This window comes from Pararhizobium arenae (genome assembly GCF_001931685.1).
In the GTDB taxonomy this organism is placed as follows: Bacteria; Pseudomonadota; Alphaproteobacteria; order Rhizobiales; family Rhizobiaceae; genus Pararhizobium; species Pararhizobium arenae.
On sequence record NZ_MOOY01000004.1, the window covers coordinates 431,498 to 455,736 of the forward strand.

General features: G+C 60.6%; 26 protein-coding genes and 1 tRNA gene. 14 read left to right on the forward strand and 13 right to left on the reverse strand.

The genetic code is table 11. The features are described from left to right. Nucleotides 1-52 precede the first annotated feature (52 nt). Complete coding sequence (fmt, locus tag BLX89_RS11430) at nucleotides 53-988, forward strand: methionyl-tRNA formyltransferase (protein ID WP_075291010.1); 936 nt, start codon at nucleotides 53-55, stop codon at nucleotides 986-988. Beyond that, nucleotides 988-1,731 (forward strand): tRNA pseudouridine(38-40) synthase TruA, encoded by a 744-nt coding sequence (gene truA / locus BLX89_RS11435; RefSeq protein WP_075291011.1) that lies wholly within the window; start codon nucleotides 988-990, stop codon nucleotides 1,729-1,731. The genes fmt and truA overlap by 1 nt, the downstream gene beginning before the upstream one ends. 2 nt (nucleotides 1,732-1,733) lie before the next feature. Here the strand turns inward: truA and BLX89_RS11440 are convergent, their stop codons facing one another. The 4 genes from BLX89_RS11440 to dapD form a co-directional block, all read right to left on the reverse strand. Continuing rightward, on the reverse strand, nucleotides 1,734-2,327 hold the full coding sequence (locus BLX89_RS11440; protein ID WP_075291012.1) for a hypothetical protein: 594 nt from the start codon (nucleotides 2,325-2,327) through the stop codon (nucleotides 1,734-1,736). Continuing rightward, nucleotides 2,314-3,507: a succinyl-diaminopimelate desuccinylase gene (dapE, locus tag BLX89_RS11445; RefSeq protein WP_075291013.1), complete on the reverse strand. Its 1,194-nt coding sequence runs from the start codon at nucleotides 3,505-3,507 to the stop codon at nucleotides 2,314-2,316. The genes BLX89_RS11440 and dapE overlap by 14 nt, the downstream gene beginning before the upstream one ends. A gap of 127 nt (nucleotides 3,508-3,634) precedes the next feature. After that, nucleotides 3,635-4,024: a DUF805 domain-containing protein gene (locus tag BLX89_RS11450; protein ID WP_075291014.1), complete on the reverse strand. Its 390-nt coding sequence runs from the start codon at nucleotides 4,022-4,024 to the stop codon at nucleotides 3,635-3,637. A gap of 4 nt (nucleotides 4,025-4,028) precedes the next feature. Further along, entirely contained in the window at nucleotides 4,029-4,880 is an 852-nt protein-coding gene (gene dapD / locus BLX89_RS11455) for a 2,3,4,5-tetrahydropyridine-2,6-dicarboxylate N-succinyltransferase (RefSeq protein ID WP_075291015.1), read from the reverse strand. A gap of 207 nt (nucleotides 4,881-5,087) precedes the next feature. Between dapD and BLX89_RS11460 the strand changes: the two genes are divergently transcribed. Both BLX89_RS11460 and BLX89_RS11465 read left to right on the forward strand, forming a co-directional pair. Further along, nucleotides 5,088-5,987, forward strand: coding sequence for an LOG family protein (locus tag BLX89_RS11460; protein ID WP_075291016.1), 900 nt, complete (start codon nucleotides 5,088-5,090; stop codon nucleotides 5,985-5,987). A 68-nt stretch (nucleotides 5,988-6,055) separates the two neighbouring features. After that, nucleotides 6,056-6,478: a pyridoxamine 5'-phosphate oxidase family protein gene (locus BLX89_RS11465; RefSeq protein ID WP_075291017.1), complete on the forward strand. Its 423-nt coding sequence runs from the start codon at nucleotides 6,056-6,058 to the stop codon at nucleotides 6,476-6,478. A 51-nt stretch (nucleotides 6,479-6,529) separates the two neighbouring features. On the opposite strand, the gene BLX89_RS11470 is transcribed toward BLX89_RS11465, so the two are convergent. Together BLX89_RS11470 and BLX89_RS11475 are read right to left on the reverse strand one after the other, a co-directional pair. After that, on the reverse strand, nucleotides 6,530-7,048 hold the full coding sequence (locus BLX89_RS11470) for an EF-hand domain-containing protein (RefSeq protein WP_075291018.1): 519 nt from the start codon (nucleotides 7,046-7,048) through the stop codon (nucleotides 6,530-6,532). A 120-nt stretch (nucleotides 7,049-7,168) separates the two neighbouring features. After that, nucleotides 7,169-7,876, reverse strand: coding sequence for a pyrimidine 5'-nucleotidase (locus BLX89_RS11475; RefSeq protein WP_083637427.1), 708 nt, complete (start codon nucleotides 7,874-7,876; stop codon nucleotides 7,169-7,171). Between the two features lie 104 nt (nucleotides 7,877-7,980). Here BLX89_RS11475 and BLX89_RS11480 point away from each other — a divergent pair, with 104 nt between their 5' ends. After that, entirely contained in the window at nucleotides 7,981-8,886 is a 906-nt protein-coding gene (locus tag BLX89_RS11480; RefSeq protein WP_075291020.1) for a DMT family transporter, read from the forward strand. 115 nt (nucleotides 8,887-9,001) lie between these two features. Next, the gene (locus BLX89_RS11485; RefSeq protein ID WP_075291021.1) at nucleotides 9,002-9,433 is read left to right on the forward strand and encodes a BA14K family protein; all 432 of its coding nucleotides are present in this window, start codon (nucleotides 9,002-9,004) and stop codon (nucleotides 9,431-9,433) included. A gap of 71 nt (nucleotides 9,434-9,504) precedes the next feature. Here the strand turns inward: BLX89_RS11485 and BLX89_RS11490 are convergent. From BLX89_RS11490 to BLX89_RS11500, 3 genes are all read right to left on the reverse strand, one after another. Then, a tRNA-Arg gene (locus BLX89_RS11490) sits at nucleotides 9,505-9,581 on the reverse strand. A gap of 220 nt (nucleotides 9,582-9,801) precedes the next feature. Next, nucleotides 9,802-11,280, reverse strand: a complete 1,479-nt coding sequence (locus tag BLX89_RS11495; protein ID WP_075291022.1) for a sensor histidine kinase — start codon at nucleotides 11,278-11,280, stop codon at nucleotides 9,802-9,804. 290 nt (nucleotides 11,281-11,570) lie between these two features. Continuing rightward, nucleotides 11,571-13,580: a methyl-accepting chemotaxis protein gene (locus BLX89_RS11500; RefSeq protein WP_075291023.1), complete on the reverse strand. Its 2,010-nt coding sequence runs from the start codon at nucleotides 13,578-13,580 to the stop codon at nucleotides 11,571-11,573. A 411-nt stretch (nucleotides 13,581-13,991) separates the two neighbouring features. Between BLX89_RS11500 and rpmH the strand changes: the two genes are divergently transcribed. The 3 genes from rpmH to yidC all read left to right on the forward strand — a co-directional run bounded on the left by rpmH (nucleotide 13,992) and on the right by yidC (nucleotide 16,425). Continuing rightward, nucleotides 13,992-14,129 carry a 50S ribosomal protein L34 gene (rpmH, locus tag BLX89_RS11505; protein ID WP_037104763.1) on the forward strand — a complete coding sequence of 46 codons (138 nt, stop codon included), beginning with the start codon at nucleotides 13,992-13,994 and terminating at the stop codon, nucleotides 14,127-14,129. A gap of 126 nt (nucleotides 14,130-14,255) precedes the next feature. Next, nucleotides 14,256-14,651 (forward strand): ribonuclease P protein component, encoded by a 396-nt coding sequence (gene rnpA / locus BLX89_RS11510; protein WP_075291024.1) that lies wholly within the window; start codon nucleotides 14,256-14,258, stop codon nucleotides 14,649-14,651. After that, on the forward strand, nucleotides 14,641-16,425 hold the full coding sequence (gene yidC, locus BLX89_RS11515; RefSeq protein ID WP_075291025.1) for a membrane protein insertase YidC: 1,785 nt from the start codon (nucleotides 14,641-14,643) through the stop codon (nucleotides 16,423-16,425). The genes rnpA and yidC overlap by 11 nt, the downstream gene beginning before the upstream one ends. Before the next feature lie 35 nt (nucleotides 16,426-16,460). On the opposite strand, the gene BLX89_RS24645 is transcribed toward yidC, so the two are convergent. Together BLX89_RS24645 and BLX89_RS11520 are read right to left on the reverse strand one after the other, a co-directional pair. Then, nucleotides 16,461-16,628 (reverse strand): hypothetical protein, encoded by a 168-nt coding sequence (locus BLX89_RS24645; protein ID WP_158025953.1) that lies wholly within the window; start codon nucleotides 16,626-16,628, stop codon nucleotides 16,461-16,463. A gap of 103 nt (nucleotides 16,629-16,731) precedes the next feature. After that, entirely contained in the window at nucleotides 16,732-17,115 is a 384-nt protein-coding gene (locus tag BLX89_RS11520; RefSeq protein ID WP_075291026.1) for a DoxX family protein, read from the reverse strand. Nucleotides 17,116-17,361: 246 nt separating this feature from the next. Between BLX89_RS11520 and BLX89_RS11525 the strand changes: the two genes are divergently transcribed. Both BLX89_RS11525 and BLX89_RS11530 read left to right on the forward strand, forming a co-directional pair. Next, a complete protein-coding gene (locus tag BLX89_RS11525) occupies nucleotides 17,362-18,066 on the forward strand; it encodes a Crp/Fnr family transcriptional regulator (protein WP_075291027.1) in 705 nt (234 codons plus the stop codon). Nucleotides 18,067-18,132: 66 nt separating this feature from the next. Next, nucleotides 18,133-19,926 (forward strand): CHASE2 domain-containing protein, encoded by a 1,794-nt coding sequence (locus tag BLX89_RS11530; protein WP_075291119.1) that lies wholly within the window; start codon nucleotides 18,133-18,135, stop codon nucleotides 19,924-19,926. 6 nt (nucleotides 19,927-19,932) lie between these two features. On the opposite strand, the gene BLX89_RS11535 is transcribed toward BLX89_RS11530, so the two are convergent. Next, nucleotides 19,933-20,571, reverse strand: a complete 639-nt coding sequence (locus BLX89_RS11535; RefSeq protein WP_075291028.1) for a FecR family protein — start codon at nucleotides 20,569-20,571, stop codon at nucleotides 19,933-19,935. 168 nt (nucleotides 20,572-20,739) lie between these two features. On the opposite strand from BLX89_RS11535, the gene BLX89_RS11540 reads away from it, so the two are divergent. Continuing rightward, entirely contained in the window at nucleotides 20,740-21,639 is a 900-nt protein-coding gene (locus BLX89_RS11540; RefSeq protein WP_075291029.1) for a tetratricopeptide repeat protein, read from the forward strand. A 20-nt stretch (nucleotides 21,640-21,659) separates the two neighbouring features. On the opposite strand, the gene BLX89_RS11545 is transcribed toward BLX89_RS11540, so the two are convergent. Next, nucleotides 21,660-22,694 (reverse strand): proline racemase family protein, encoded by a 1,035-nt coding sequence (locus tag BLX89_RS11545; protein WP_075291030.1) that lies wholly within the window; start codon nucleotides 22,692-22,694, stop codon nucleotides 21,660-21,662. A 212-nt stretch (nucleotides 22,695-22,906) separates the two neighbouring features. Between BLX89_RS11545 and spdA the strand changes: the two genes are divergently transcribed. Both spdA and BLX89_RS11555 read left to right on the forward strand, forming a co-directional pair. Then, nucleotides 22,907-23,713 (forward strand): 2', 3'cyclic nucleotide phosphodiesterase SpdA, encoded by an 807-nt coding sequence (gene spdA / locus BLX89_RS11550; protein ID WP_075291031.1) that lies wholly within the window; start codon nucleotides 22,907-22,909, stop codon nucleotides 23,711-23,713. 65 nt (nucleotides 23,714-23,778) lie between these two features. Continuing rightward, on the forward strand, nucleotides 23,779-24,114 hold the full coding sequence (locus BLX89_RS11555) for a YkgJ family cysteine cluster protein (RefSeq protein WP_075291032.1): 336 nt from the start codon (nucleotides 23,779-23,781) through the stop codon (nucleotides 24,112-24,114). Nucleotides 24,115-24,239 lie beyond the last annotated feature (125 nt).

The following is a 24,239-nucleotide window of genomic DNA, read 5'->3' on the forward strand; positions in this document are numbered from 1 at the left end:
ATCGTGGCGCCCTGCGCCCCTCCGGGGTTGCCTCCTATGAAGGAAACACGCCGTGTCGCTTCGTATCGTCTTTATGGGAACACCGGAATTTTCCGTGCCGACGCTGTCGGTGCTGGCGCAGGCCGGCCATAAGATCGTTACCGTCTATACCCAGCCGCCACGGCCGGGCGGTCGCCGTGGTCTTGATCTGCAAAAATCGCCTGTGCATCAGGCGGCGGAACTGCTCGGCATTCCCGTGCGCACGCCGCTCAATTTCAAGCAGGAAGAAGACCGCGCCGAATTCCGGGCACTGGATGCCGATGTCGCCGTCGTCGTCGCCTACGGCCTGCTGCTCCCCGAAGCTATCCTCACCGGCACGCGGCTCGGCTGCTATAACGGCCACGCCTCGCTCCTGCCGCGCTGGCGCGGTGCAGCCCCGATCCAAAGGGCAATCATGGCCGGCGATCATGAGACCGGCATGATGGTGATGAAGATGGATATCGGGCTCGATACGGGGCCGGTCGCGCTGACCAAGGCCGTTGCCATCGGGCCGGATATGACGGCGGGCGAGTTGCACGACAAGCTGATGCTGGTCGGCGCAAGCCTGATGCGTGATGCCATGGAAAAGCTGGAAGCCGGTGATCTGCCGCTGACGCCACAATCGGATGACGGCGTGCTCTATGCCGCCAAGATTTCGAAAGCCGAGACGCGTATCGATTTTTCAAAGCCTGCCGCTGAAGTGCACAACCATATTCGCGGGCTTTCGCCCTTTCCCGGCGCATGGTTCGAAGCTGAGATCGGCGGCAAGGTCGAGCGGATCAAGGTGCTTGCGAGCACGGTCGAAGCCACAGGCGGCATGCCGGGGACGGTCCTTTCCGACGATCTGACGATTGCCTGCGGCGAGGGCTCGGTGCGGCTGATGCGGCTGCAAAAAGCGGGCGGCAAGGTGCTCGGTGCAGACGAGTTCCGGCGCGGCACATGCATTTCCGCCGGCACAAGGCTAGACTGATGCCGCGTTTTCGCCTGATCATCGAGTATGACGGCTCGTCCTATGTCGGCTGGCAGCGGCAGGACAATGGGCCTTCCGTGCAGGGTGCCATCGAGAAGGCAATCCTGAGCCTGACCGGCGAGACGGTGTCCATTCGCGGTGCCGGGCGCACCGATTCCGGCGTGCATGCCCGCGGGCAGGTTGCTCATGCCGATCTTCAGCGCAGCTGGAAGGGCGAGACGCTGCGCAATGCGCTCAACGCCCATCTCGGCCAGAATGGCGAGCAGGTGGCTATTCTCGACGCGGCCGAAGTGCCTGATGAATTCGATGCCCGCTTTTCGGCGCTGCGACGTCACTATCTTTACCGGATCATCTGCCGGCGCTCGCCGCTGGCGCTGGAAGCCAGGCGCGCGTGGTGGGTGGTAAAGCCGCTCGATCACGAGACGATGCATGCCGCGGCGCAGATGCTGGTGGGAAAGCATGATTTCACCACTTTCCGTTCAGCCCATTGCCAGGCCAACAGCCCCGTCAGAACCATCGACCGGCTGGATGTGACCCGCGATGGCGAGCTGATCGAGATACGGGCCACGGCCCAGAGTTTTCTGCACAACCAGATCCGTTCCTTCGCTGGCACGCTGAAACTGGCGGGCGAGGGCAAGTGGACGCCGGATGACGTGCGCGTTGCCCTGGAAGCGAGGGATCGCAAGGCCTGCGGGCCCGTGGCCCCGCCCGACGGGCTCTACTTCATGCAGGTCGATTACTGATTTCAGCCCGGAAACAGGCCCAGCGCCCGCTGCAGCAGTTCGCCGATGATCAGCGGCGGCAGGATGGAGAGTGCTGTGAGAGCAGAGGCGAGCAACGTATGCTCTGCGATGGCCTTCATCAGCCGGAAGATCGCCGTAAAGGAAACGATCAGGGCAAGCAGGGAAAGTAGCGCGGCCAGCTCCCCGCTTCCCGGCACGACCAGCCGGATCGCGGACGGAATGGCCATGGCATACAGGATCGGCATCGACAGCCAGTTCGAGGCGACAATGACATCCGCCAGGATCTCGCCATAGGCGAGCGGCTTTGCCAGAACGGCGATCAGAACCAGCGGCAGAACCCAGGCGGCGATATCGATCATGGCTAGCTTGAGGATAAAGGAAAGGCCGGCCGTCGTGCCTTCCGGCATGGTTTGCAGATAATAAAGGCGCCATGCGGCCCAGTTGACCGCCATTGCCGGCAGGCACCAGAGGATCGCCGCAAACGAACGCCATACGCCAGATGCCGACAGATCAAGATAGTCGAAGCCGCGCTTGTCGCCCTTGAGAAGCAGCCAGATGCCTTTCAGGTAATGGATGATTTCCTCAAGCTGCGGCATTGCTGAACCAACGGTCGATGAAGGTCTCGTAAATCTGCGTCAGGGTCTCCAGATCGGCGACCGAAACCCGTTCATCCACCATATGCATGGTCTGGCCGACAAGGCCGAATTCGACCACCGGGCAATAATCCTTGATGAAGCGGGCATCCGAGGTGCCGCCTGTCGTGGAAAGCTTCGGTTTGCGGCCGATCGCCACTTCGATGGCGGATGAAAGTGACGAGATCAGCGCCTCGTTGTGGGTGAGGAAGACATGGCTCGGGCGCTCTGCCCACACGATCTCGTACTTCACCGGCTCGCGGCCGGAGCGAAGCGGACTTTCCTTCGCCGCGCGCTCCAGCCGCGCGATGATTTCGGATTGCAGGCTCTCGGCGGTCCAGGTGTCGTTGAAGCGGATATTGAAGCTTGCCGTCGCCCGGGCCGGGATGACGTTGACGGCGGTGTTGCCGACATCGATGGTCGTCACTTCGAGATTGGACGGCTGGAAATTTTCGGTCCCGGCATCGAAGGGCGGATCCATCAGGGCGCTGGTCAAAGCGAGAACGCCGCGCACCGGATTGTCGGCCAGATGCGGGTAGGCGGCATGACCCTGAACGCCATGAACGGTTATCTTTCCCGAGACCGAGCCACGACGACCGATCTTGATCATGTCGCCAAGCTGGTCAGGATTGGTCGGCTCGCCGACGAGGCAGGCATCCCAGCGCTCTCCTTTGTCAGCGGCCCACTGCAAAAGCTTCGTGGTGCCGTTGATGGCCGGGCCTTCCTCGTCTCCAGTGATCAGGAACGAGATCGAGCCTTTGGGTGCGCCCTTCTTCTCGATGTGGCGTGCAACCGCTGCAACGAAGCAGGCAACGCCACCCTTCATATCGACCGCGCCGCGACCGTACATCTCGCCATCGGCGATTTCCGCGGCAAAGGGCGGGTGAGACCAGTCGGCGTCGTTTCCAACCGGAACGACATCGGTATGCCCGGCAAACATGAGATGCGGGCCATCCGTGCCGAGGCGGGCATAGAGGTTCTCGATATCCGGCGTTGCCTCATCCTTTGCGGTGATCCGTTCGACCTTGAAGCCGAGGGGAGACAGCATGGCATCGAGCGCCGAAAGCGCGCCGCCTTCAGCGGGCGTAACGGACGGGCAACGGATGAGGGTGGCGAGATTGGCGATCGGATCGGTAGAGGACATGAAGCACGCCTGTTTGTTTTTCGCCGATTGTTTATCCGATCGGTGGCGGCCTGTCACCGCCCTGCCATGACCTTCGTGGATACGCCGGCTCCGAGTTCGGCACTTTGCCTCTTGAATTGGTTTTAATCTAGGCGCCGCTTTGCGGCTCATTGGTTCTTGCGCCATAGCCATTGGGGCCGGCATTGCCGGGCCAGAAACAGAGCGCGAAAAACATGAGCGGGCTGATAACCGGCAGGAAAAGAAACAGCGCGAACATACCCTGCTGGCCGATATCGTGCAGCCGCTTGATCGTCAGCAGGAATGTGGAGGCCGTGGCGGCGATGCCGCAGACGAGGGTAAGCACCGTCCAGAGCATCAGTGTGCCCTGTTCATCCTCATTGGCGAGAACGCGGGTGAGCGCGAAGCTCATGATCACCAGCCAGAACAGCCAGCCCAGGACGTAGGGCTGGCGACTGATGCGGCCGGAGGGGCTGAAGAACAGCCACTGCATGGACTTTTCCGATGCGGCGGCTGCCATCACATCAATCCCGAAGCAGTTCGTTGATGCCGGTCTTGGAGCGGGTCTTCTCGTCGACGCGCTTGACGATGACGGCGCAATAGAGGTTCGGCGCCGGCTGGCCGTTGCCCATGAGGTTGCCGGACGCGAGCGAGCCTGCGACGACAACGGAGTAGGGCGGGACTTCGCCATAGGTGATTTCACCGGTCGCGCGATCGACAATCTTGGTCGACTTGCCGATGAACACGCCCATGCCGAGAACCGAGCCTTCACGCACGATGCAGCCTTCGACGACTTCCGAGCGGGCGCCGATGAAGCAGTTGTCCTCAATGATCGTCGGGCCGGCCTGCAGTGGCTCCAGAACGCCGCCGATGCCGACGCCGCCGGAAAGGTGAACGTGGCTGCCGATCTGTGCGCAGGATCCGACCGTTGCCCAGGTGTCGACCATCGTGCCTTCGCCGACATAGGCGCCGAGATTGACGAAGGACGGCATCAGGATGGCATTCGGCGCGATATAGGCCGAGCGGCGCACGACAGCGTTCGGCACGGCGCGGAAGCCTGCTTCGCGAAAACGGTTTTCACCCCAGCCATCGAACTTCGACGGCACCTTGTCCCACCAGGTCGAGCCGCCGGGCCCGCCTTCGACGATTGCCATGTCGTTCAGGCGGAAGGAGAGCAAAACGGCCTTCTTCAGCCACTGATGAACGGTCCAGCTGCCGTCGCTGCCACGCTCGGCGACGCGCAGCTCGCCCTTGTCGAGCAGATCAAGCGCCGTTTCCACGGCGTCGCGGACTTCGCCCTTGGTGGCGGTGTTGATCGCATCGCGATTGTCGAACGCGGTTTCGATGGTCTGCGACAGGGCGGCATGGGTCGTCATCGGAATTCCTTAAGCTTCGGCGGATATCGTGAAATTGCTGTAGAGCATGATCCCGAAAAGTTGAAGCGGTTTTCGGTTGCAGTCAGCTTCAGGCAGGCCCTATGTCGCGAAATGGTCGCCGGTGATTTGCATTGGCGGTATCTGCGACATCCAGTGGGCATGCCATCGCCATGTAAGGCGCTTGGCGTGGGTTAAGGAAAGTTCAGCATGGCAAGAATGAAGAAGCGTAATCTGCGTCGCAAGGACGGGGTCTGGGACCCCCTTGTCGATAGTCAGCAGGCCAAGCACCGCGCCGCCGGCGTGCCACCGACACCGCAATCCATGTCACCCTCCTACCGGCTCGCCTACGTCGACGACGACTTTCTGAGCCGTGAGGAACTGCGCCCCGTTCGGCTGCAACTCGAGCTTCTGAAAACCGAGATGATGCTGGCCGAGCGCGGCATCACATCCACCGTCGTGATGTTCGGCGGGGCGCGCATTCCCGAGCCCGGCGGCGATGCCTGGGCGGCGAAGAACGAGATCCAGCGCAAGAACCTGACGGAAGCTTCTGCCTATTACGAGGAAGCCCGCAAATTCGCGCGGCTGTGTTCGGAGCATTCGGCCCAGTCCGACTACAAGGAGTTCGTGGTCGTGACCGGCGGTGGGCCGGGCGTGATGGAGGCGGGCAATCGCGGCGCAATGGACGTGGGCGCCCCTTCGATCGGCCTTAACATCGTGTTGCCGCACGAGCAGGCACCCAACCGTTACGTTACGCCGGACTTGAGCTTCAACTTCCACTATTTTGCGATCCGCAAGATGCACTTCCTCGTGCGCGCCAAGGCCGTGACGGTTTTTCCCGGCGGTTTCGGCACCCTGGATGAGCTATTCGAGACGATGACGCTGATGCAGACCGGCCGCATGGCGCTGGTGCCGCTGATCCTGTTCGGGGAAAAATTCTGGCGCTCGATCATCAATTTCGACGCACTTGCCGAATTTGGCACGATTGCGCCGGACGACATCAATCTCGTGCAATTCGTCGAAACGGCGGATGAAGCCTGGAAAATCATTTCCGATTTCTACGAAAAAGTCGATCCGACCGCGGTGCCCATTGCTTCCGGCGCGCGTTAAATTCTGTCGCCTTGAACTATCCGGCCTTCCCGGCGTTTCCTACCGCTGACAACCATCAGGAGGAAACGATGAGCGACCGCAGCCTGCCGGAAATTTCCAAGAAGATGCGCGAGATCGACATCGCCATGCTCTCGACCCATACGGAAGGTGGCGAGATCGCCGGCCGGCCGATGAGCAACAATGGCGACGTCGAGTATGACGGCGATTCCTATTATTTCACTTGGGAAGATTCCCGCATGGTGGATGACATCAAGCGCAACAAGAAAGTGGCGCTATCCTTCCAGGGCGAGAAAGCTTTTCTGGTGGCGGTGGAAGGCGAGGCCGAACTGATCCGTGATCGCGAAATCTTCAGGCAGCATTGGACACCGGAACTCGATGAATGGTTCAAGGATGGCGTCGATACCGAAGGCGTCGTGCTGATCAAGGTGCATGCCACGCGCGCCCATTACTGGGATGGCGAGGACGAGGGCGAAGTGCGGCTCAACAGCTAGGCTCATGGAGCAGCCCAGCCCGGCGTTGTGTCGCCGGGCTGGGTTTCTGGTTTAAATCTTGCGGGTGAAATCAGCGGCGTCGATGAAGCCGTCGCCATTCGTATCACGGCGCTTGAACATCTTGCCGGCCTGTTCTGTCACTTCGGCAAGGCTGAGCGAACCGTTGTTGTCCGCGTCTACTCGCTTGAATGCCTTGGGCCGCATGCCGGGCAGCATGGCCGGGCGGATGTCCTTCATCTTCTCACGGAATTCGGCGCGGGCTTCTTCCGTCTTGCCGGATTCGCGCCATTCCTTGCGGGCCTCGCGGAATGCTTGGCGCTTGGCCTTCATTTCATCTTGCGAAACCTGGCCGTTGCCGTCCGTGTCGAACGCCTTGAAGGCAATCTCGGTGCGGGCCCTGACCTCATCGAGCGAAACCTTGCCGTCCTTGTTGGCATCGAGCCGCTTGATCATGAACTCGGCCCGCTGTTCGCGGGTTGGCTTTTCACGGGCGGCAAGGCTTGGCGAGACGGCGCCGGTCACCGCGATCGTCGCGGCAACGAAGCCGAGAAGAAGTGTCTTGGTCGTCATGGCATGTCCTTTCAGAGTTCGTCCCTGAAAGAAAGGATAGCCGAGACCGCCCGACAGACCAGTTAAACTTTGGTAATTCAGATATTTGGCGAAAGCGCGGCTTTTTCGCGGCGCTTATTTTCAGCCGATCAGCCTTGTCAGGAAGCCCGTCAGGTCTTCGGTCACGTAATCGATCTGATCGTCTTCGTCCGACGTCTTTTCCCATGCTTCGGCAAATTCGTACTCGAGGTTGCGCGGCACGAGCAGCACCGTCTTCATGCCAAGCGCGCGCGGCACCAGCAGATTGCGCGGCAGGTCCTCGAACATGGCGGCGTTTTTGGTATCGACCCGGTGCAACTGCATGAATTTATGATAGGTATCGCCCGCAGGTTTCGGAACATAGTCGGCCGCGACGATATCGAAGATGTCGTCGAAGTTTTCGAGAATGCCAAGCGCCCGCGCGGTCATTTCCGCATGGCGCACGCTGCCATTGGTGAAGATGAACTTGCGGCCCGGCAGCGCCTTGATGGCTTCGCCGAGGGCTGGATCCGCCGGCACGACGGAATAGTCGATCGCATGGGCCTTTTCGAGAAAGTCGTTGGGATCGATGCCATGATGGATCATAAGGCCCTGCAGTGTCGTGCCGTGGTCGCGGTAGTATTGCTTCTGCAGCGCCTTGGCCTCCACGGGTTCCAGCGTCAGCAATGTGGACACATAGGCCGTCATGTTGCGGTCGATCTGCGAAAACAGATTGACGTGATGCGGATAGAGCGTGTTGTCGAGATCGAAGACCCAGTCGGTAACGTGGGCGAAATCGGCTTTGGTCGGCTGTCGGTCGAGCTTGTTCATGGGCGCTCTTATGGCACGGGGCAGGCGGGAAGCAAAAAGGAATTTGTGCGCCCACATGCCTCTATACGATGGATTTCGGCGGGAGCGCGTGATAGCCGGCTTACATGGAAGCCTGGATCGTCATCACCATCGCCGCGGCGTTTCTCCAGAACCTGCGGTCTGCCCTTCAAAAGCATCTGCAGACGTCGCTCGGCACCACCGGCGCGAGTTTCGTGCGCTTTGGTTACGGCTTTCCGCTGGCTATCCTATACGTCATCTGCCTGCATTATGTGGCGCGCTACAGTCTGCCGGCGCTGAACGGCACCTTCTGGCTCTGGGCGATCATCGGCGGCCTCGCTCAGATCTTCGCGACGATGATGCTGGTCTATCTGTTTTCCTTGCGCAATTTCGCGGTCGGAACCGCCTATTCCAAGACCGAGCCGGTGCAGGCGGCGATCTTCGGGCTGATCCTGCTCGGGGAAAAGCTGACGCCGGGCGCAATCGCGGCAATCATCGTCGGCGTCTTCGGCGTAATGATGATCTCGGTCGCACGCATGCCGTTGTCATGGCGCAACCTGCTTGTCGCGATGACCAGCCGCACGGCGCTTGTCGGCATCGCCTCCGGCGCGGTCTTCGGCATCTCGGCCGTCGCCTATCGTTCAGCCGCGCTTTCGCTAGACGGCCCGAACCCCATCATGCAGGCGGCGGTGACGCTTGCCTGCGTGACGACGTTCCAGACCGCGTTCATGCTGGCCTGGATGCTGATCAAGGACAAAGGCGAGATCCTTCAGGTGGCGCGCTCCTGGCGCTCGTCGTCGCTCGTCGGCATAGCCGGCGTTACGGGCTCCGCCTGCTGGTTTACGGCAATGGCGATGCAGCAGGTCGCCTATGTCCGCGCCCTTGGCCAGATCGAACTGGTGTTTACCTTCATGGCCTCGATCTTCCTTTTTCGCGAGCGCGTTACCAAGATGGAAGCGGCAGGCTGCGTGCTGATCGTCGCCGGCATTTTGTTGCTGCTGATGTGGACGTGATCGAGGCGCGGCGCCGAAGGCGTTAGCGGCTGATGACGAAGCCGTGATGGATCCGGAAAGGCAACTCTCGCGTTGCTGCTGCAAACGATCGAACGATTTTGCAGGAGTGTGAAAGATGAAGAAGATCGCAGTCGTCTTCGTAGCCTTGGCTACAGCCTTTACCGGCGTCGTGCCGGCCCATGCGTTTCCAGGCGTTCCAGCCATTTCGGCGCCGCAGGCCAAAATGCCGGGCGTGGAAGAGGTGCGGGACCGTCGGTATGTTCGCAGACACCACCGTCATGATCGGCGGTACGACCGCCGCTGGCGCCATGGACGCCACCACTATCACCACCGTTATCACCACCGCCGAAACTATGCAGGTGCCATCATCGGTGGACTAGCGGCCGGCGCAATCATCGGCGGGATCGTGAACGCCCAGCCGCGTCGCTACTACGCCGGAAACTCCCATGCGTCCTGGTGCTACAACCGCTACCGTTCGTATAGGGCTTACGACAACACGTATCAGCCCTACAACGGTCCGCGACGTCAGTGCGTATCGCCGTACTGATAAACGTCTGCAGCAGGCATGGCGATGCTGCCATGCCTGAGGCGTTAAATCTATAATTGCTGAAAAAGAAATGGCGCACCCGAAGAGATTCGAACTCCTGACCCCCAGATTCGTAGTCTGGTGCTCTATCCAGCTGAGCTACGGGTGCGTGTCGCTGCGGCGTCAACCGCTTGCGTGGCGATCCTCTAAAACGTCCGTTCCGCGAATGCAAGCGAATTTCCGGAGAAATTTTGCTTTTTGCCTGTAGATAAAAGCTATGATTTTGAAATCAAAGGAAAATTATAGACAGGACGCGCGGCGCTGCGACATGCGACCGTCGGGGCATTGTTTCGCCGACGAACGGTTGTCCACGTTTTCCAGCGGATGCTCTAGCGCCGTGCCCTTGAGCGAAAGACATCGAGCGGCACGGCCCTGTCAGGGAGTTCGATCTGGAATAGGGTGCCCGGAGACGGTTTTTCCACAAGGGCAATTGTTCCACCGTGGGCAAGCACGAGTTCACGCGCAATGACCAGCCCAAGCCCTGTCCCGCCCGAACGCGCCGAGCCACGGAAGGCCGAGAACAGGTTCTCCCGGGCTTTCAGCGGCATGCCGGGGCCTGTGTCATCCACGCTGATGCTAACGACGCTGCCGGTGCGCACGGCAGACACCGTAATCACGCCGAGGCCATCGCCTTCGGTGTCGTTCATCAGCGCCTGCACGGCGTTTCGGCAAATATTGTGAACGACGCGGAAAAGCTGTTCGCTGTCGGCGTCCACCTGCAGGTCTTCGGGAACGAGGTTGCGGAAGTCGATGCCGGACGCGGGATCGATCGAGAGGATCTCTGCCACATCGGCCACAAGCGGACGGAGCGCCAGGAACCGACGGTGAGGCTCCTGTTCTGTGGTGCGGCCATAGGAGAGAACTTCGGTCGTATAGCCGACGGCGCGGTCGATGGTGCGCAATAGCGTTGGCGCGAACCGCTTGACGATGGGATCGTCGACATCCGCCAGTCGGTCGGAAATCAGCTGCGCGGACGACAGGATATTGCGCATGTCGTGGTTGATCTTCGAGACGGCAAGCCCGAGATCAGCGAGATTTTTCTGGTTTTTCAGGGTCTTCTGGAGCTGCTGCTGCATCGATGCCAGATGCTGGCCGGCAACCGAAAGCTCATCCTGCCCCGATGACGGCGTGAGCACCCGCGCCGGGTCGGCGGGGTCTTCGGAAAACGCCCGCATACTCGCGGTCATGCGGCGAATCGGCACGATCATGATACGGTTGATCGCAAGGAAAATCAGCGTCGCGGTAAACAGCGAGAGCCCGATCGACAGGAAGAAAACGTTGCGCGCATAGACGAGCATGGCCTTGTGCAGATTTCGATCCGACATGACAAGCTCGATCACCGCGTCGCTTTCCCCGAGCGGGCCATAGACGCGCATGATTTCGTCGCCCCCGAACAACAGCGTGTGAAAGGCGTCGCTGATCGCCTCGACGGGCGTTACATCCGAAAGATCATACTGCGCATCGACCTCCGGCGGCATATCGACGGCGGCGATGAGCCGTGATTCGTCCTTGCGGCGGATGGCGATCGCCTTCGTGTCGGTGGCCATCAAGGTCTCGTCTTGCAGCGGGCGGGGAAGCTCGACGTTATCAAGGCCATCGACAACAACACCGGCGGCGGCGGCGGTGTTCAGGCGGTCCTCGAGCCAGCGAAGGCGCATGTTGGCCACGGAAGGCACGAAGATCAGCACCTCCGCAAGCATAACGGAGACAATCGTCAGCAGCAGCAGCCTGCCGGACAGGCCCTGAAGCAGGCCGACCTTCGGCTGGGAAGGTTCTTGCGATCCCGTGGCTGGTTGTCGGTTGGTCATCTGCGATTTGCCCGCGCTGCTATTACGCCCGTTGCTTACCCTATACGGAATGTTCGTGCGCGTGGTTTCATACTAAAAAGGTATATTAGAAAGCCCAGTTGAATTTCCAGCCAGCGAAGCGGAATCTGCCTGCCACATCAAGGTGCTATAGCCTGTGCGGCAAAAATGTGTCGCGGTTTCGAGAAACGTGCCCGGTGGTGGAGAAATTCCCGTTTCTGCAATGACCGGCATGAAAAACCCCGCGGAGATGAGCCGCGGGGCTGCTTGGATCGGGTTGTCGGGTGGGATGATCAGAATTCTTCCCAGTTGTCCTTGGCCACGGCAGCGCTTGCAGAGCCGCCACCGAAGGCGCGCGCGACCGAGCCCATCATCTTGCGGGCAGGCGAGGCGACGGGGCGAGCCGTATCCCGGACGGCGGCAGGTGCGGACACCTGGCGGGCGCTCTCATCCACCTTGAAGTGCGAAACGAGGTTCGCCAGGCCATCGGCTTCCGCCGACAGCTTGTGGGTGGCGGCGTTTGCTTCCTCGACCATGGCCGCGTTCTGCTGGGTCACCTGGTCCATCTGGTTGATGGCGGTCGAGACTTCGCTGAGGCCCGTGGACTGTTCGCGGGCCGCGGTGGCGATCGAGTGGATGTGATCGTTGATCTTCAGGACACGGCTTTCGATCTGCCCGAGCACCTCGCCGGTTTCCTGGACCAGCTGCACGCCGGTTGCCACTTCTGCGCCGGACTTGCTGATCAGGGCCTTGATGTCCTTGGCGGCGCTGGCGGCGCGCTGGGCCAACTCGCGAACTTCCTGGGCGACAACCGCGAAACCCTTGCCGGCATCCCCGGCGCGGGCCGCTTCCACGCCAGCGTTGAGGGCCAGCAGGTTGGTCTGGAAGGCGATTTCGTCGATGACGTTGGTGATCTGGCCGATTTCGCTGGAAGCCTGCTCGATGCGGCCCATGGCATCGACGGCGTTGCGCACGACCGTTGCGGACTGGGCAGCACTCTGCTTGGCCCCGGTGACCATGACGGTCGCTTCCTGGGCGCGGTCCGTGGAGTTGCGCACCGCAACGGTGATCTCGTCGAGCGCTGCCGACGTCTGCTCGAGTGCAGCTGCCTGCTGTTCCGTCCGGCGCGACAGGTCATCCGTGGCCGAGCGCAGTTCGGACGAGTTGCCGTTGATGCTGTCGGTGGTGGCACGCACCTCGCGCATGGTTTTCTGCAGAATGGCGAAGGTGTCGTTCACATTGCTCTGCAATTCCGCAAAAGCGCCCTGGAACTGACCGTTCATCGACTGGGTCAGGTCGCCGGCCGAAAGGCTTGCGACAACGCGGCGGGTTTCGCTGATGCCGGTGTCGACACCAGAAACCAGCTCGTTGACGCTGCCGGCAAAGCGGTTGAGGTCTGCGTTGCCGTAATCCTTGCTGATGCGCTTGGTAAAGTCGCCTGCTGCTGCGGCGGAAACCACAACGGCGATGCTCGACTGCAGATCGGCACTCTTTTCGCGCAGTGCGTTTTCCTGGGCGTTGAGTTCTCGCACATCGAGGCTTTTGTGCTTGAAGACCTCGACGGCAGCTGCCATTTCGCCGATTTCATCCTTTCGTCCGGCGAACGGAACCTCGGTTTCGAGGTCGCCAGAAGCTAAGCTCTTCATCGAGTCCGTCAACTTGAGGATCGGGCGGCTGAGCTGGTTGGTGCCGATGTAGAAAGCAGTTCCTGTGCCGATCGCAAGACCGATACCCGCAGTCAAAAGCACCAGGAACGTCATCTGATATTCGATGGAGTTGATTTCTTCCTGAATGACGTCCAATGCAGCAAGATCGGTCGCGACCACGGCGTCGATTTCAGCCTGGAAGGCCTTCCGGTTCGCGCGGTTCAGTTCGTTGTTGCCCTGTTCGTTGGCGGCCTGGGGCGAAACTTCCTGGCTGAGACGGGCCGTTTCCGTGCGGAAGGTTCGGAACTCGGCGGCTCTGCCGACGACTGCATCGAAGGCAGGGAGTTGCTCGGCAGGCACCAGCGGGCGCCATTTCGTGAGCAGGTCGTCGATCTTGTCGAGGTTCTTTGCAATGCCTTCCGCAAAGGGGGCGGCCTTTTCGACCGTCGGAGCGGCGTAGATGCCGCGCGCTTCCATAACCACCGCTGTCACAAGCCGGTTCAGATGAGCGCCGTTGAAGGCGCGGTCCGAGGCTACGTCAAAAGCGCGAAGGTGGGCGTTGTACTGGCTGACGACGGTCAGGGCGATGCCGGTAACCACGACGGTTATCATACTCATGATACCGACGATCAGATAAATCTTGCCACGAATTTTCATAATGCAGGGTCCTCAACGGTGGATGTGACCCCGAAAGTCGCAGCTTACGGCTCACACATGTGCGGACCCTAAGTCCGCCTTGGTTAACGAACGTTTTCAAGGGTATGGAGTATTTTAGGGATTGCTCGTTAACGAAATCTTCAGTTGATTTAGGTAGCTCTTGTGCTATCTCAATTAAAGATTGCAGATTAAATTAATACCCTCTTATATTCGGCAGTGCTGATTTGGCACGCGAACACCGGAAATCCAGCATTTCTCGTGGCCGCGATTGACTCGCGCGCTCTTTTGCACTTATAAGCCGCGCACGTCTGGACAAGCCCACTTGCCCTGTGGCAACGCCGTGTCCTGACGATAACGCTCCTTGCTAAAAAGCAAACTTAAGAAGGGCCGCACACCGCGGTATTAAAATAAATGACGAAGCGTACCTACCAACCGTCCAAGCTTGTTCGCAAGCGCCGTCACGGTTTCCGTGCACGTATCGCCACCAAGGGTGGCCGCAAGGTTATCGTTGCCCGCCGGGCACGTGGCCGTAAGCGTCTGTCGGCCTAAGGCCTGCCGGCGCATGGGCGTCCTCCGTTTCATCGAACCGGAATACGCCCTGCGCGGCTTTTCGGCAGCTTTTTGGTCCTGTCTTGCAGGGCATAGGTCAGCTGTCGAAGAAAAGGGCGTTGGCATATGACGGCTAACGACCGGAAAATACCTGCGGAGCGGCTTAAAACCCGCCCGCAGTTTCTCAAAGTCCGCGAAGGTGAAAAGCGCAAAGGTCCGCTGTTCCTTCTCGAAGTTCTGGATCGCAAGGAACCGAAGAGCGCCGCGCGCGTCGGTTTTACGGTGACCAAGAAACACGGCAACGCCGTTGAGCGCAACCGGATGCGCCGCCGCCTGAAAGAGGCCGTGCGACTTTCCGCCGGATTTGCAATGAAGCCCGGACACGACTATGTGATTGTCGCCAGACGCGAGCTTTTGACTGCCCCTTTCGAGCGGCTGACGAAGGGGCTCTGCGACCGCATTGAAAGCAAGCAGAATATTCACGGCCGCCGACCGGCTCCAGGAAAGAATGATGGAAAATAACCGCAACTACTTCGTGGCGATCGCCCTCTCAGTGGTGATCCTGATCGCCTGGCAGTTCCTCTACATCAATCCCAAGATGGAGAAGGAGCGGATCGCCGCGGAACAGGCCGAGCTCGCGAAGCCCCAGACGACGCCGGCCACTGGCGAGGCAACGGCACTGCCGGGCTCGACCAACAATGCCGCGGTTCCCGGCACGGGCGAAAGCCGCGACCAGTCGCTCGCCAAGTCTGCGCGCGTGGCCATCGACACCCCGGCGCTCAGCGGCTCCATCAACCTCACCGGCGCCCGTTTCGACGACCTGAAGCTCAAGGAATATCACGAGACGGTCGACGACAAGAGCCCGATCATCACGCTCCTAAGCCCCGCCGAGACCAAGGATGGTTACTTTACCGAGCTTGGCTATGTCGGCAACGAATCCTCCGGTTCGGCCCCCGGCCCGCAGACGGTCTGGACGCTGAAGAGCGGCACGCAGCTGACGCACTCCACCCCTGTCACGCTGACCTACACCAACGAGAAGGGGGTCACCTTCGACCGTACCATCTCCGTCGATGAACACTTCATGTTCCAGGTGGACGACAAGATCACCAATGCCGGCGCAGAGCCCGTGTCGCTATCCAGCTATGGCCGCGTCACCCGTTTCTCCAAGCCGACGACCCCCAGTGTTTACGTTTTGCATGAAGGCTTTATCGGCGTCATCGGCGAGCACGGCCTGCAGGAAATCAAGTACGACAAGGTTGAAAACGAAGCGCCGGTCGAGCCGGGCAAGGCAACGACCGGCTGGCTCGGTATCACCGACAAGTATTGGGCGACCACGATCGTCCCGCCCCAGGCGACGCCGTACGAATCCCGCTATTCGCACTTCACCGACGGTCGCGAGCGCTTCCAGACGGACTACAAGCAGGACCCGATCACGATCGCTGCCGGTCAGAGCGCGGATGTCAAGAACCTTGTTTTTGCTGGCGCCAAGCAGGTGCCGCTGGTCGATGGCTATGAGGCAAGCTACGGTATTCCGCAGTTCGACCTGCTGATCGACTGGGGCTGGTTCTACTTCATTACCAAGCCGATGTTCAAACTGATGGACTTCTTCTTCCGCTACTTCGGCAATTTCGGCGTGGCGATCCTGATGACGACCATCGTCGTCAAGGCGATTTTCTTCCCGCTCGCCAGCAAGCAGTATGCTTCGATGGCGAACATGAAGAAGGTTCAGCCGAAGATGGAGGAACTCAAGAAGAAGTTCGGCGACGACCGCATGGGCCTGCAGCAGGCGATGATGCAGCTTTACAAGGACGAGAAGATCAATCCGGTTGCCGGCTGCTGGCCGATCCTCTTGCAGATTCCGGTGTTCTTCGCGCTCTACAAGGTGATCTACGTCACCATCGAAATGCGCCATGCACCGTTCTTCGGCTGGATTCAGGACCTGTCCGCGCCTGATCCGACCTCGATCTTCAACCTGTTCGGTCTTCTTCCGTTCGAAGTGCCGCACATGCTGCTCATCGGTGTCTGGCCGCTGGTCATGGGCGTCACCATGTTCCTGCAGATGCGCATGAACCCGACCCCGCCGGATCCGACCCAGGCGATGCTGTTCACCTGGATGCCCGTTGTCTTCACCTTCATGCTGGCAAGCTTCCCGGCCGGCCTGGTGATCTACTGGGCCTGGAACAACACGCTGTCGATCATCCAGCAGGCCTACATCATGAAGCGCCACGGCGCCAAGATCGAGCTGTTCGACAATCTGAAGGGATTGTTCTCCAAGAAGCCGAAACCCGCGGAATAGGGCGGGTGTGACGTACAGTCCTCGTCGGTAGTCCTTCAGGCGTTACAGTTGAAACCGGGCGTCGGCTTGAGCCGACGCCCGGTTTTTTGTTGCTGCAAGGCTGCTGGGGCGAAGCTGGATGTGCTGGTGGCGAAGGCTGCCCGCGGCGGATTGTTTCGGCCGCCAGCATCATCGCAGCCAAGCCGGACCGTGTTGTCGATCATTTATCCGATAGAGCATTTCGCCCGTATGGGCAGCGGATTACGCACACAAAAAAAACCGGGCGCTGTGCTCCAGCGCCCGGTTCTGTCGATAAAAGCAGTTCTATCAGGCGCGGCGAGCGTCGATCGAGAGCGAGCCAGGGCCGTACGCTGCGAGAACCAGGAAACCGCCAGCCATGGCGAGGTTCTTCTGGAAGCTGATAAGCTGCATCTGGTCGGCGAAGTTGAAGTGGCCGATGAATGCCGTGGCAACGCAGAACGCCGCGAGCACGTAAGACACGATGCGGGTCTGGAAGCCAACGAGGATGGCGATGCCTCCGAGAAGTTCAACGAGAGCGACGACGACGGCCGTTACCATCGGAACCGGCAGGCCGATGCTGCCGAAATAGCCGGCGGTGCCGCCGAGAGCGGTGATCTTGCCGAAGCCGGCGAAGATGAAGAGGATCGAAAGAAGGATGCGTCCAACGAGGACGATGGTGCTCTGCTGCATGGAAGTGATCTCCGGTGGGGTTCGTGATGGCGCTAGATGTATCAGCAATCCCGAATTCTGCCAGACGGGCCGCAGGAGACAGATCGTTCACGAATTGAAAACGATCGGCCGATGTCGTCAACCGCGGCTGCTGTACTTTGGCGGCGATGAATTATAGCGTGCTTAAAGCCTTGCTTTTGTTCATTGCCTGTTGCAACGGGGAAAGACTCCGGAAAGTATTGCCAAGGTAACGCGCGAGGAATCTGCATGAGTGAAATCAACAAGAGCCCGGCCTTCTGGCGTTCGTTTCCGATTTTCGAAGAGTTCGATAAGGATGCGATCGAGACGCTTGCTTCTCTTGCTTCCCACCGCAAATGGGCGCCCGGCACGGTGATCTTCCAGCGCGGCGACGAAGGCAACTATATGATCGTGGTGGTGTCCGGTCGCATCAAGCTTTCACTCATCACGCCGCAAGGGCGCGAACTCCTGCTGCGGCACATCGAGGCGGGCGCGCTCTTCGGGGAGATGGCGGTGCTGGATGGTCATCCGCGTTCGGCCGACGCGACGGCGATATCGGCGACCGAAGGCTACGTCATCAGCAAGAAAGCCTTTATGGAGTTCATCACGCACCGCCCGCCGGCCGCCGAAGCCATTATGCGTTACCTCTGTACATTGGTGCGCGATACCACCGAGCGTCTGGAGACGATCGCGCTTTACGATCTCAATGCACGTGTCGCCCGCTTCTTCATTGCAACGCTGAAGCAGATCCACGGCGACGACCTGCCGGAAAGCGCGAACCTGCGCCTGATGCTTAGCCAGTCGGATATCGCCGGCATCCTTGGCGCCAGCCGACCCAAGGTCAACCGCGCCATTCTTGCGCTGGAGGAAAGCCACGCCATCAAGCGCTCCGATGGTGTCATCACCTGCCATGTCGAGCGGCTGCAGAGAATTGCAGAGCCCGAGGAGGACTAGCTCTTGAAGAGCTTTCGCCTGTCGCGCATCAGACCCGTCTATGCCGGCATTGCGGCAAGCTTGCTCATGGCTGCCGGGCTCTTCTGGGCGGGGGAGGCCGTTCTCGAAACCCAGCGAGAGCAGTTTTTCGACGGCATGACCCAGTGGGTTGCGAGCCCCCGTTCGCCTGATATCGTCGTTGTCGATGTCGATCGGCAGACACAGCAGGCGATGGACGACAGGACATGGGACCGGGCGGACATGGCCCGATTGATCGCCGCGCTGGGGCAGGCGAAAGCCGGAACGGTTGCGGTGGATTTCGTGTTCAGCGGCAATTGCAGCGAAAGCGACCCCGGCAACGCCGCGCTTGCCACAGCCATAGGCTCGGCGCCGACCGTCCTCGGTTTTCTCATTGGCGATGTTGTCGGCGAGCGTCCGGCGCCCGTGCCGCCTGTCGCCGTGCGCCGCCCGGTGGCGATCCCGGAGCTGTGGTTCATCGATGGCGCTGAAACCTCCTGCGGGTTTCTTCAGGCAAATGCCCGCTCGGCGGCCGCCGGATTTCTGGTCGGCGACGAGGATGCGCGCGTCAGACGGGTGCAGGCCTATTCCGTCCTCGGCAATGATGCCTATCCGGCCTTTGGCATCGAAGCCGCGCGGCTTGCGCTTGGCAACGGAACGCCGATCCTCGGTGGCGAGCCTCCCTGGCTGAAGCTGGAAACACGGCTCTTGCAGTTCGACGGGAGCGGCTCGATGCGTTTCGTTGCGGGTTCCGAAGAACGAATTGGCGAGCGCACCGTGTCGGCAGGCGAGGTTCTTTCAGGCCGGATCGCGCCGGAGCGACTGGCGGGCAAAGTCGTGATGATCGGCAGCAGCCTGCCGACCCTTGGAGGCTTGCGCCCGACAGCCTCGATGCCGCTTGAGCCATCGGTGCAGGTGCATGCCGACATCGCCAACGCGGTGCTGACCGGTTTCATCCCCCATCGCGATGCCGGGCAGCGGCCTTTCGAAGCGGCCATCGCTGCAATCGGCGGCATTCTGCTGGCCTTGATCGCGACACGCTTGCGGCCGATTACGTCTGCCCTGCTTGGCCTGCTTGCGGTCCTCTCGACCGTCGCAGCCGCCACCATGCTCTATCGTGTAGACGCCCTGCTTTTCGATGCGCCCGGCATCAGCCTGGCCCTGATCGTCGTTTTGACCGTCACCACAACCCTGCAATTCGCCAAGGTGCGTCGCTCGGAATCGACTGCGCGGGCCAAGTTTTCCCAATATCTGCCGCAGTCCGTCGTGGAGCGTTACATCGACAACCCGGATGACAATCCCGCCTCCAGCGAGGAGCGTCCGGTGACGGCACTGTTTACGGATATCGAGGGGTTCTCCACCTTGACGCACAAGCTGCCGCCCCGCGAACTGGTTGCGCTGCTCGATACTTACTACGCGGAGGTCAACGCACTGGTCGCAATCCACGGCGGCATGGTGGACAAGGTGGTGGGCGATGCCGTGCATGCCTTCTTCAACGCGCCGGAGGATCTGGAAGATCACGTCAACAAAGCGATCGACTGCGCCGAGGCGATCCATGTGCTGACGGAAGAGATGCGCACGCGGCCCGGCTTCGTTGAGTATGAATTTGGCCGCACGCGCATCGGCATCGAGACCGGTATTGCTGTTCTCGGAGAAGTGGGGGCTGGCGGCAAGCTGGACTATACCGCCCATGGCGACGCCATCAATCTGGCGGCGCGTCTGCAGGAGGCAAACAAGTTTCTCGGAACCGCCATCTGCATCGGGCCGGAAGCCTGCGTGCAGAGCGGCCGTCCGCTGCGGTCGCTCGGCATGCATGAGATACGTGGCTTCGGCGAGATGGAACTTTTCACCACGCCCGCGTGATTGCACCTACCGCGTGAGGCCGACGCTCGCATAGGCTTCGACGATGCGCGGCTCCTTCCAGAGCACGGGCTTGTTTGGCGCGTCGCCGGGTTTGGCGATCTCGACGCCTTCGCCGGGGCCGACCAGCTCGGTAACGCCGCCGCCCTCGACGGCGACCTGCCCGTGTTCAACGAAGACCCCGAAAACCCCGCGGGTCGGGCCGCAGAAGAATTTCGTGCCGCGCACACCGATCATGCCGAATGTCGTGCGCAAGGCGAGATCGACCTTGGGCAGGCCTTCGGGACGATCAAAAACCATCTGGCCCATGCCAAGTTCCAGCGTGCCGCCCTGGTTGGCGATGAAGCTGTCGAGCAGAAGTTCGGTCTGGTTGCCGAGCAGGATGCGCGTATCGCCTTCCAGTTTCAGATCGGCAAAGCCGTCCGCCCCGGTCGCTACCAGGTCCTTTTCCATGATCTCCGCGCCGGTTGCGAGGCCTTCGGCCGATTGCTGGCGTTTCCGCTGAACCCCGCCGCGAATGTCGGATGCGGTGCCGATAACCGTGCCCGCGCGGGTGGGAAGTGCGAACAACCCGCCGGCTGCGACAATGCTGCCCGCGAGGAATATGCGACGGCCGATCGGAAGTGGCGAAAGGGCATTCTTCGTCATTCTCTACTCCTTCACAAAGGGGCCGATGTCAGAAAGCCAGGCAGACGTTTCTGGCGGTGCCCCGCTTTTCTTCCGTTGTCGTCTCTTCCGGGGCAAGCGGCTGTTTCCGCGGGAACAGGCAATCCTGTTCATGCGGCATAAGGTGGCACGAAAGAAAGGGAGAAAGCCATGAAAAAGGTTGCCGCAAAACACATTTCGCTGATCAACGCGCTGCTGCTTGCCGTCGTCAGTGCGGTATCGGTTGCCGCGATCGCGATCCCCTCGGCACGCGCGACGACAATGATGCCTGCAGATCAGTGCGACCTGGAGGCCGGCAGCAGATACGATTTGCAGCGCAACCTTTCCTTTCGCCCCGTCGAGACCGAAGACATCAACATCGGCGTTGCCCTTTCCGCCTGCCGCGAGGCTTACAAGCAGAACGCCGGCGCCAGGCAGACATTCCAGCTCGCCCGCGTGCTTCACAAAGCCGGACAGCGCACCCAAGCCATGGCGATGCTCAAGGAAGCGTCCGAAAAAGGCCATGCGCTTGCGATGGTGAACTACGGCGTGCTGCTGGGCGAAAACGGCGACCATCAGAATGCCTTTGCCCTTTTTGAAAAATCCGCCGCAACCGGCAACACGCTGGCCGCCTACAATCTCGGCGTCGCTTATCGCGATGGCGTCGGCACGGTGGCGGATGCCGCCCTTGCCGCCCGCTGGTTCGAGCGCGCATCGAAGGCCAAGGACGATCTCGGTGCCTTCAACCTTGCCGTCATGTTCGATGAAGGAAAGCTGGTGCCGGAGGACAATGCAAAGGCGGCAAAGTTTTATGCCCTTGCAGCCGCGCGCGGCAATGTCGATGCCATGGTCAATCTGGCGATCATGCTGCAGACCGGCGAGGGTGTGGCGCGCGATACGGCTGCCGCCCACGACCTTCTGGCGAGAGCTGCCATTGCCGGCGACGAATTTGCGATCGCCGCGCTTGCCGCCCAGCCGGAAGAGCCTGTCAATATGGCGATGATCGACGACAGCGTGACGGGCAGCATCGCTACCATGCCGGCTCTCAAGAAGACGGCTCGCCTGAAGTAGCCGGCGGGCCGCATGCCTTTTTAGCGGATATTGCCCGCTTCCGGCCCCCAGGTATCCGTCAGCGCAAAACCTTCCGCCAGCGGATCGAAGGGATCGAGCGCGACCTGATGCAGGCCGAAGGTCCAGCCGCGGCCGGAGATGGTGGGGATGATCGCCGGCTTGCCCGCAACTTCCGTCACCGCCTGCAGGCCGACCTTGAATTCCGAACCGATGATCGAGCGCGAGGTAAAGACATCGCCGACCTTGGCGAGGCCGCGGGCATGCAGGGTCGCGAGGTTGGCGGAACTGCCGGTGCCGCATGGCGAGCGATCGACGCGCCCCGGCCACATCGTCGTGCAGGTGCGCACTGCGCCATCCGCTTCCGTATCGCGGAACATGACATAGGCAACGCCCCTGATCTCGGGGATTTCCGGATGCACGACGGACATTGTGCGATTGACCAGCTCCTTCAGCTTCATGCCGGCCTCGACCAGCGTGCGGGCATTGGCCTTGTCGATCGTGGTGCCGATCTGTGAAACGTCCACCAGCGCATAGAAGATGCCGCCATAGCAGAGATCGAGCTTGATGCGGCCCCAATCCGGCGTATCCACCTCGACATCCAGCTCATGCACGAAGGAGGGCGTCATGGTCAGCGTCACGCGCTCGCAGCGTCCGTCCTTGCAGGTCGCCGTCGCCTTGACGAGGCCGGCGGCGGTATCGAGCATCACAATCGTTTCCGGCTCTTTCATTTCGACGATGCCGGATTCGAGCAGCGCGGTCGTCACGCAAATCGAGTTGGACCCGGACATGGCATGGGCCTGATCGGCCTGCAGGATGATGAAGCCCGCATCCGCCTCCGGCCGCTTCGGCGGCACCAGCAGGTTGACGGAGCCGATGGATGCTGCGCGGGGCTCGAGGCAGAGGAAGCGGCGCAGGCTGTCATCGACGGTGTTGATGTAGTTAAGCTGCTCGGCGATGGAGTTGCCGGGGATTTTCGGAACGCCGCCAATCGCCACTTTGCCGATCTCGCCCTCGGCGTGAACATCCAGCAGCTGGATCGTGCGTTTCCATCTCATGGCGATACTCCTGGTGCTTTGGCGGCGGCGGCCGATTCCGTGTCTGGCGGTGATATCGCAGGAAAACGGCCTTGCCTACGGGCGGCCGCACGGATTTCGTGTGGCGCAAATGTCCCGCTCTTCGCACTCCCGGCTTTACCCCAATTATTGCTCTTGACCCTTCCGCCGCGGTGAAGTCTTTTCGGTTACGTCCAGTCCTAAAGAGTCCCTCCATGACAAAACTCATCCTTTTCACAGACTTGCACATGGTGCCCGAAGGGGAGACCATCATCGGCCTCGACCCGGCCAAGCGCCTCGCCGCCGGTATCGCGCATGTCAACCGCTACCATGCGGATGCCGATCAGGTGATCGTCATGGGCGATCTCGCCCACTGGGCCGACAAGGATTCGTATGTGCGCTTAAAGGGCGAGCTGGATAAGCTTGTGCCGCCGCTGGCGATCACCATCGGCAATCATGATCGGCGCGAAATCTTCATTGACGTCTTTACCAATGCGGTAACGGACGAGAATGGCTTCGTTCAGCGCGTGATCGATTTCGACGACTGTCGTTGCCTCCTGCTCGATACATTGTTTGCCCCGCCCTACGACTATCCCAACAGCCATGCCGGCCTGCTCTGCGATAAGCGGATGGCATGGCTGGATCGGCAGCTGCAAACGGCGGGCGACAAGCCGGTACTGCTCTTCATGCACCACCCGCCGCATGCCACCGGTTTTACTGGCATGGACCTGATCCGCCTCACCAATGAAGTAGAGTTCTACGATCTGGTGAAGCGGCACGGCAATGTGCTGCATATCTTCGCCGGCCATGTGCATCGCACGATCTCCGGCTCCAGCCGCGGCATTCCCTTCTCGGTGTTCAAGAGCACTTGCCACCAGCAACCGATGCCCTTCGAAGCGCCGGATGCCTCGATGTCGGTCGATGAGCCCGCTGCTTACGGCATCGCCGTGATGACCGACACCGGTATCCTCGTGCACACCGAAGACTACGAGATCGCAAAGCGCGAAGCTGCGGTTGCCTGACGTGCGAAAATCGCTTGCCCGCAGTTGAGAGTTACCGGCGAAAGGGGATTGTGGTAGCGTTGGTCATGACCACATCTCCTGAAACCTTTGACTGTCAAAGCTGCGGCGCATGCTGCGCCTATTCCGCCGATTGGCCGCGTTTTTCGCTGGAAACCGATGCGGAGATCGACCGTATACCCGCGGAATACGTCTCCGAGGATCTGGGCGGCATGCGCTGTTCGAACGATCGCTGCGATGCGCTGGAAGGCAAGCTCGGTATCCATGTCGGCTGCCGCATCTATGCCGCTCGCCCTCACGTCTGTCGAACCTGCATGCCCGGCGATGACGAATGCCTCATGGCCCGTCACCGGCACCGCGATATTCTAGCCGCCGGTGCTTTTCAGCATTCTTCGGCAGAATAAACTATGAGCCGCATAAATCGCTAATTTAAAAGCTTTATGTAGCTATAAAATCTACAATGTTGCAATTTGACTGGATGGATATACGGAAGAAGCAGTCGTATTTTCGCGCCCGATAATGAAGATGC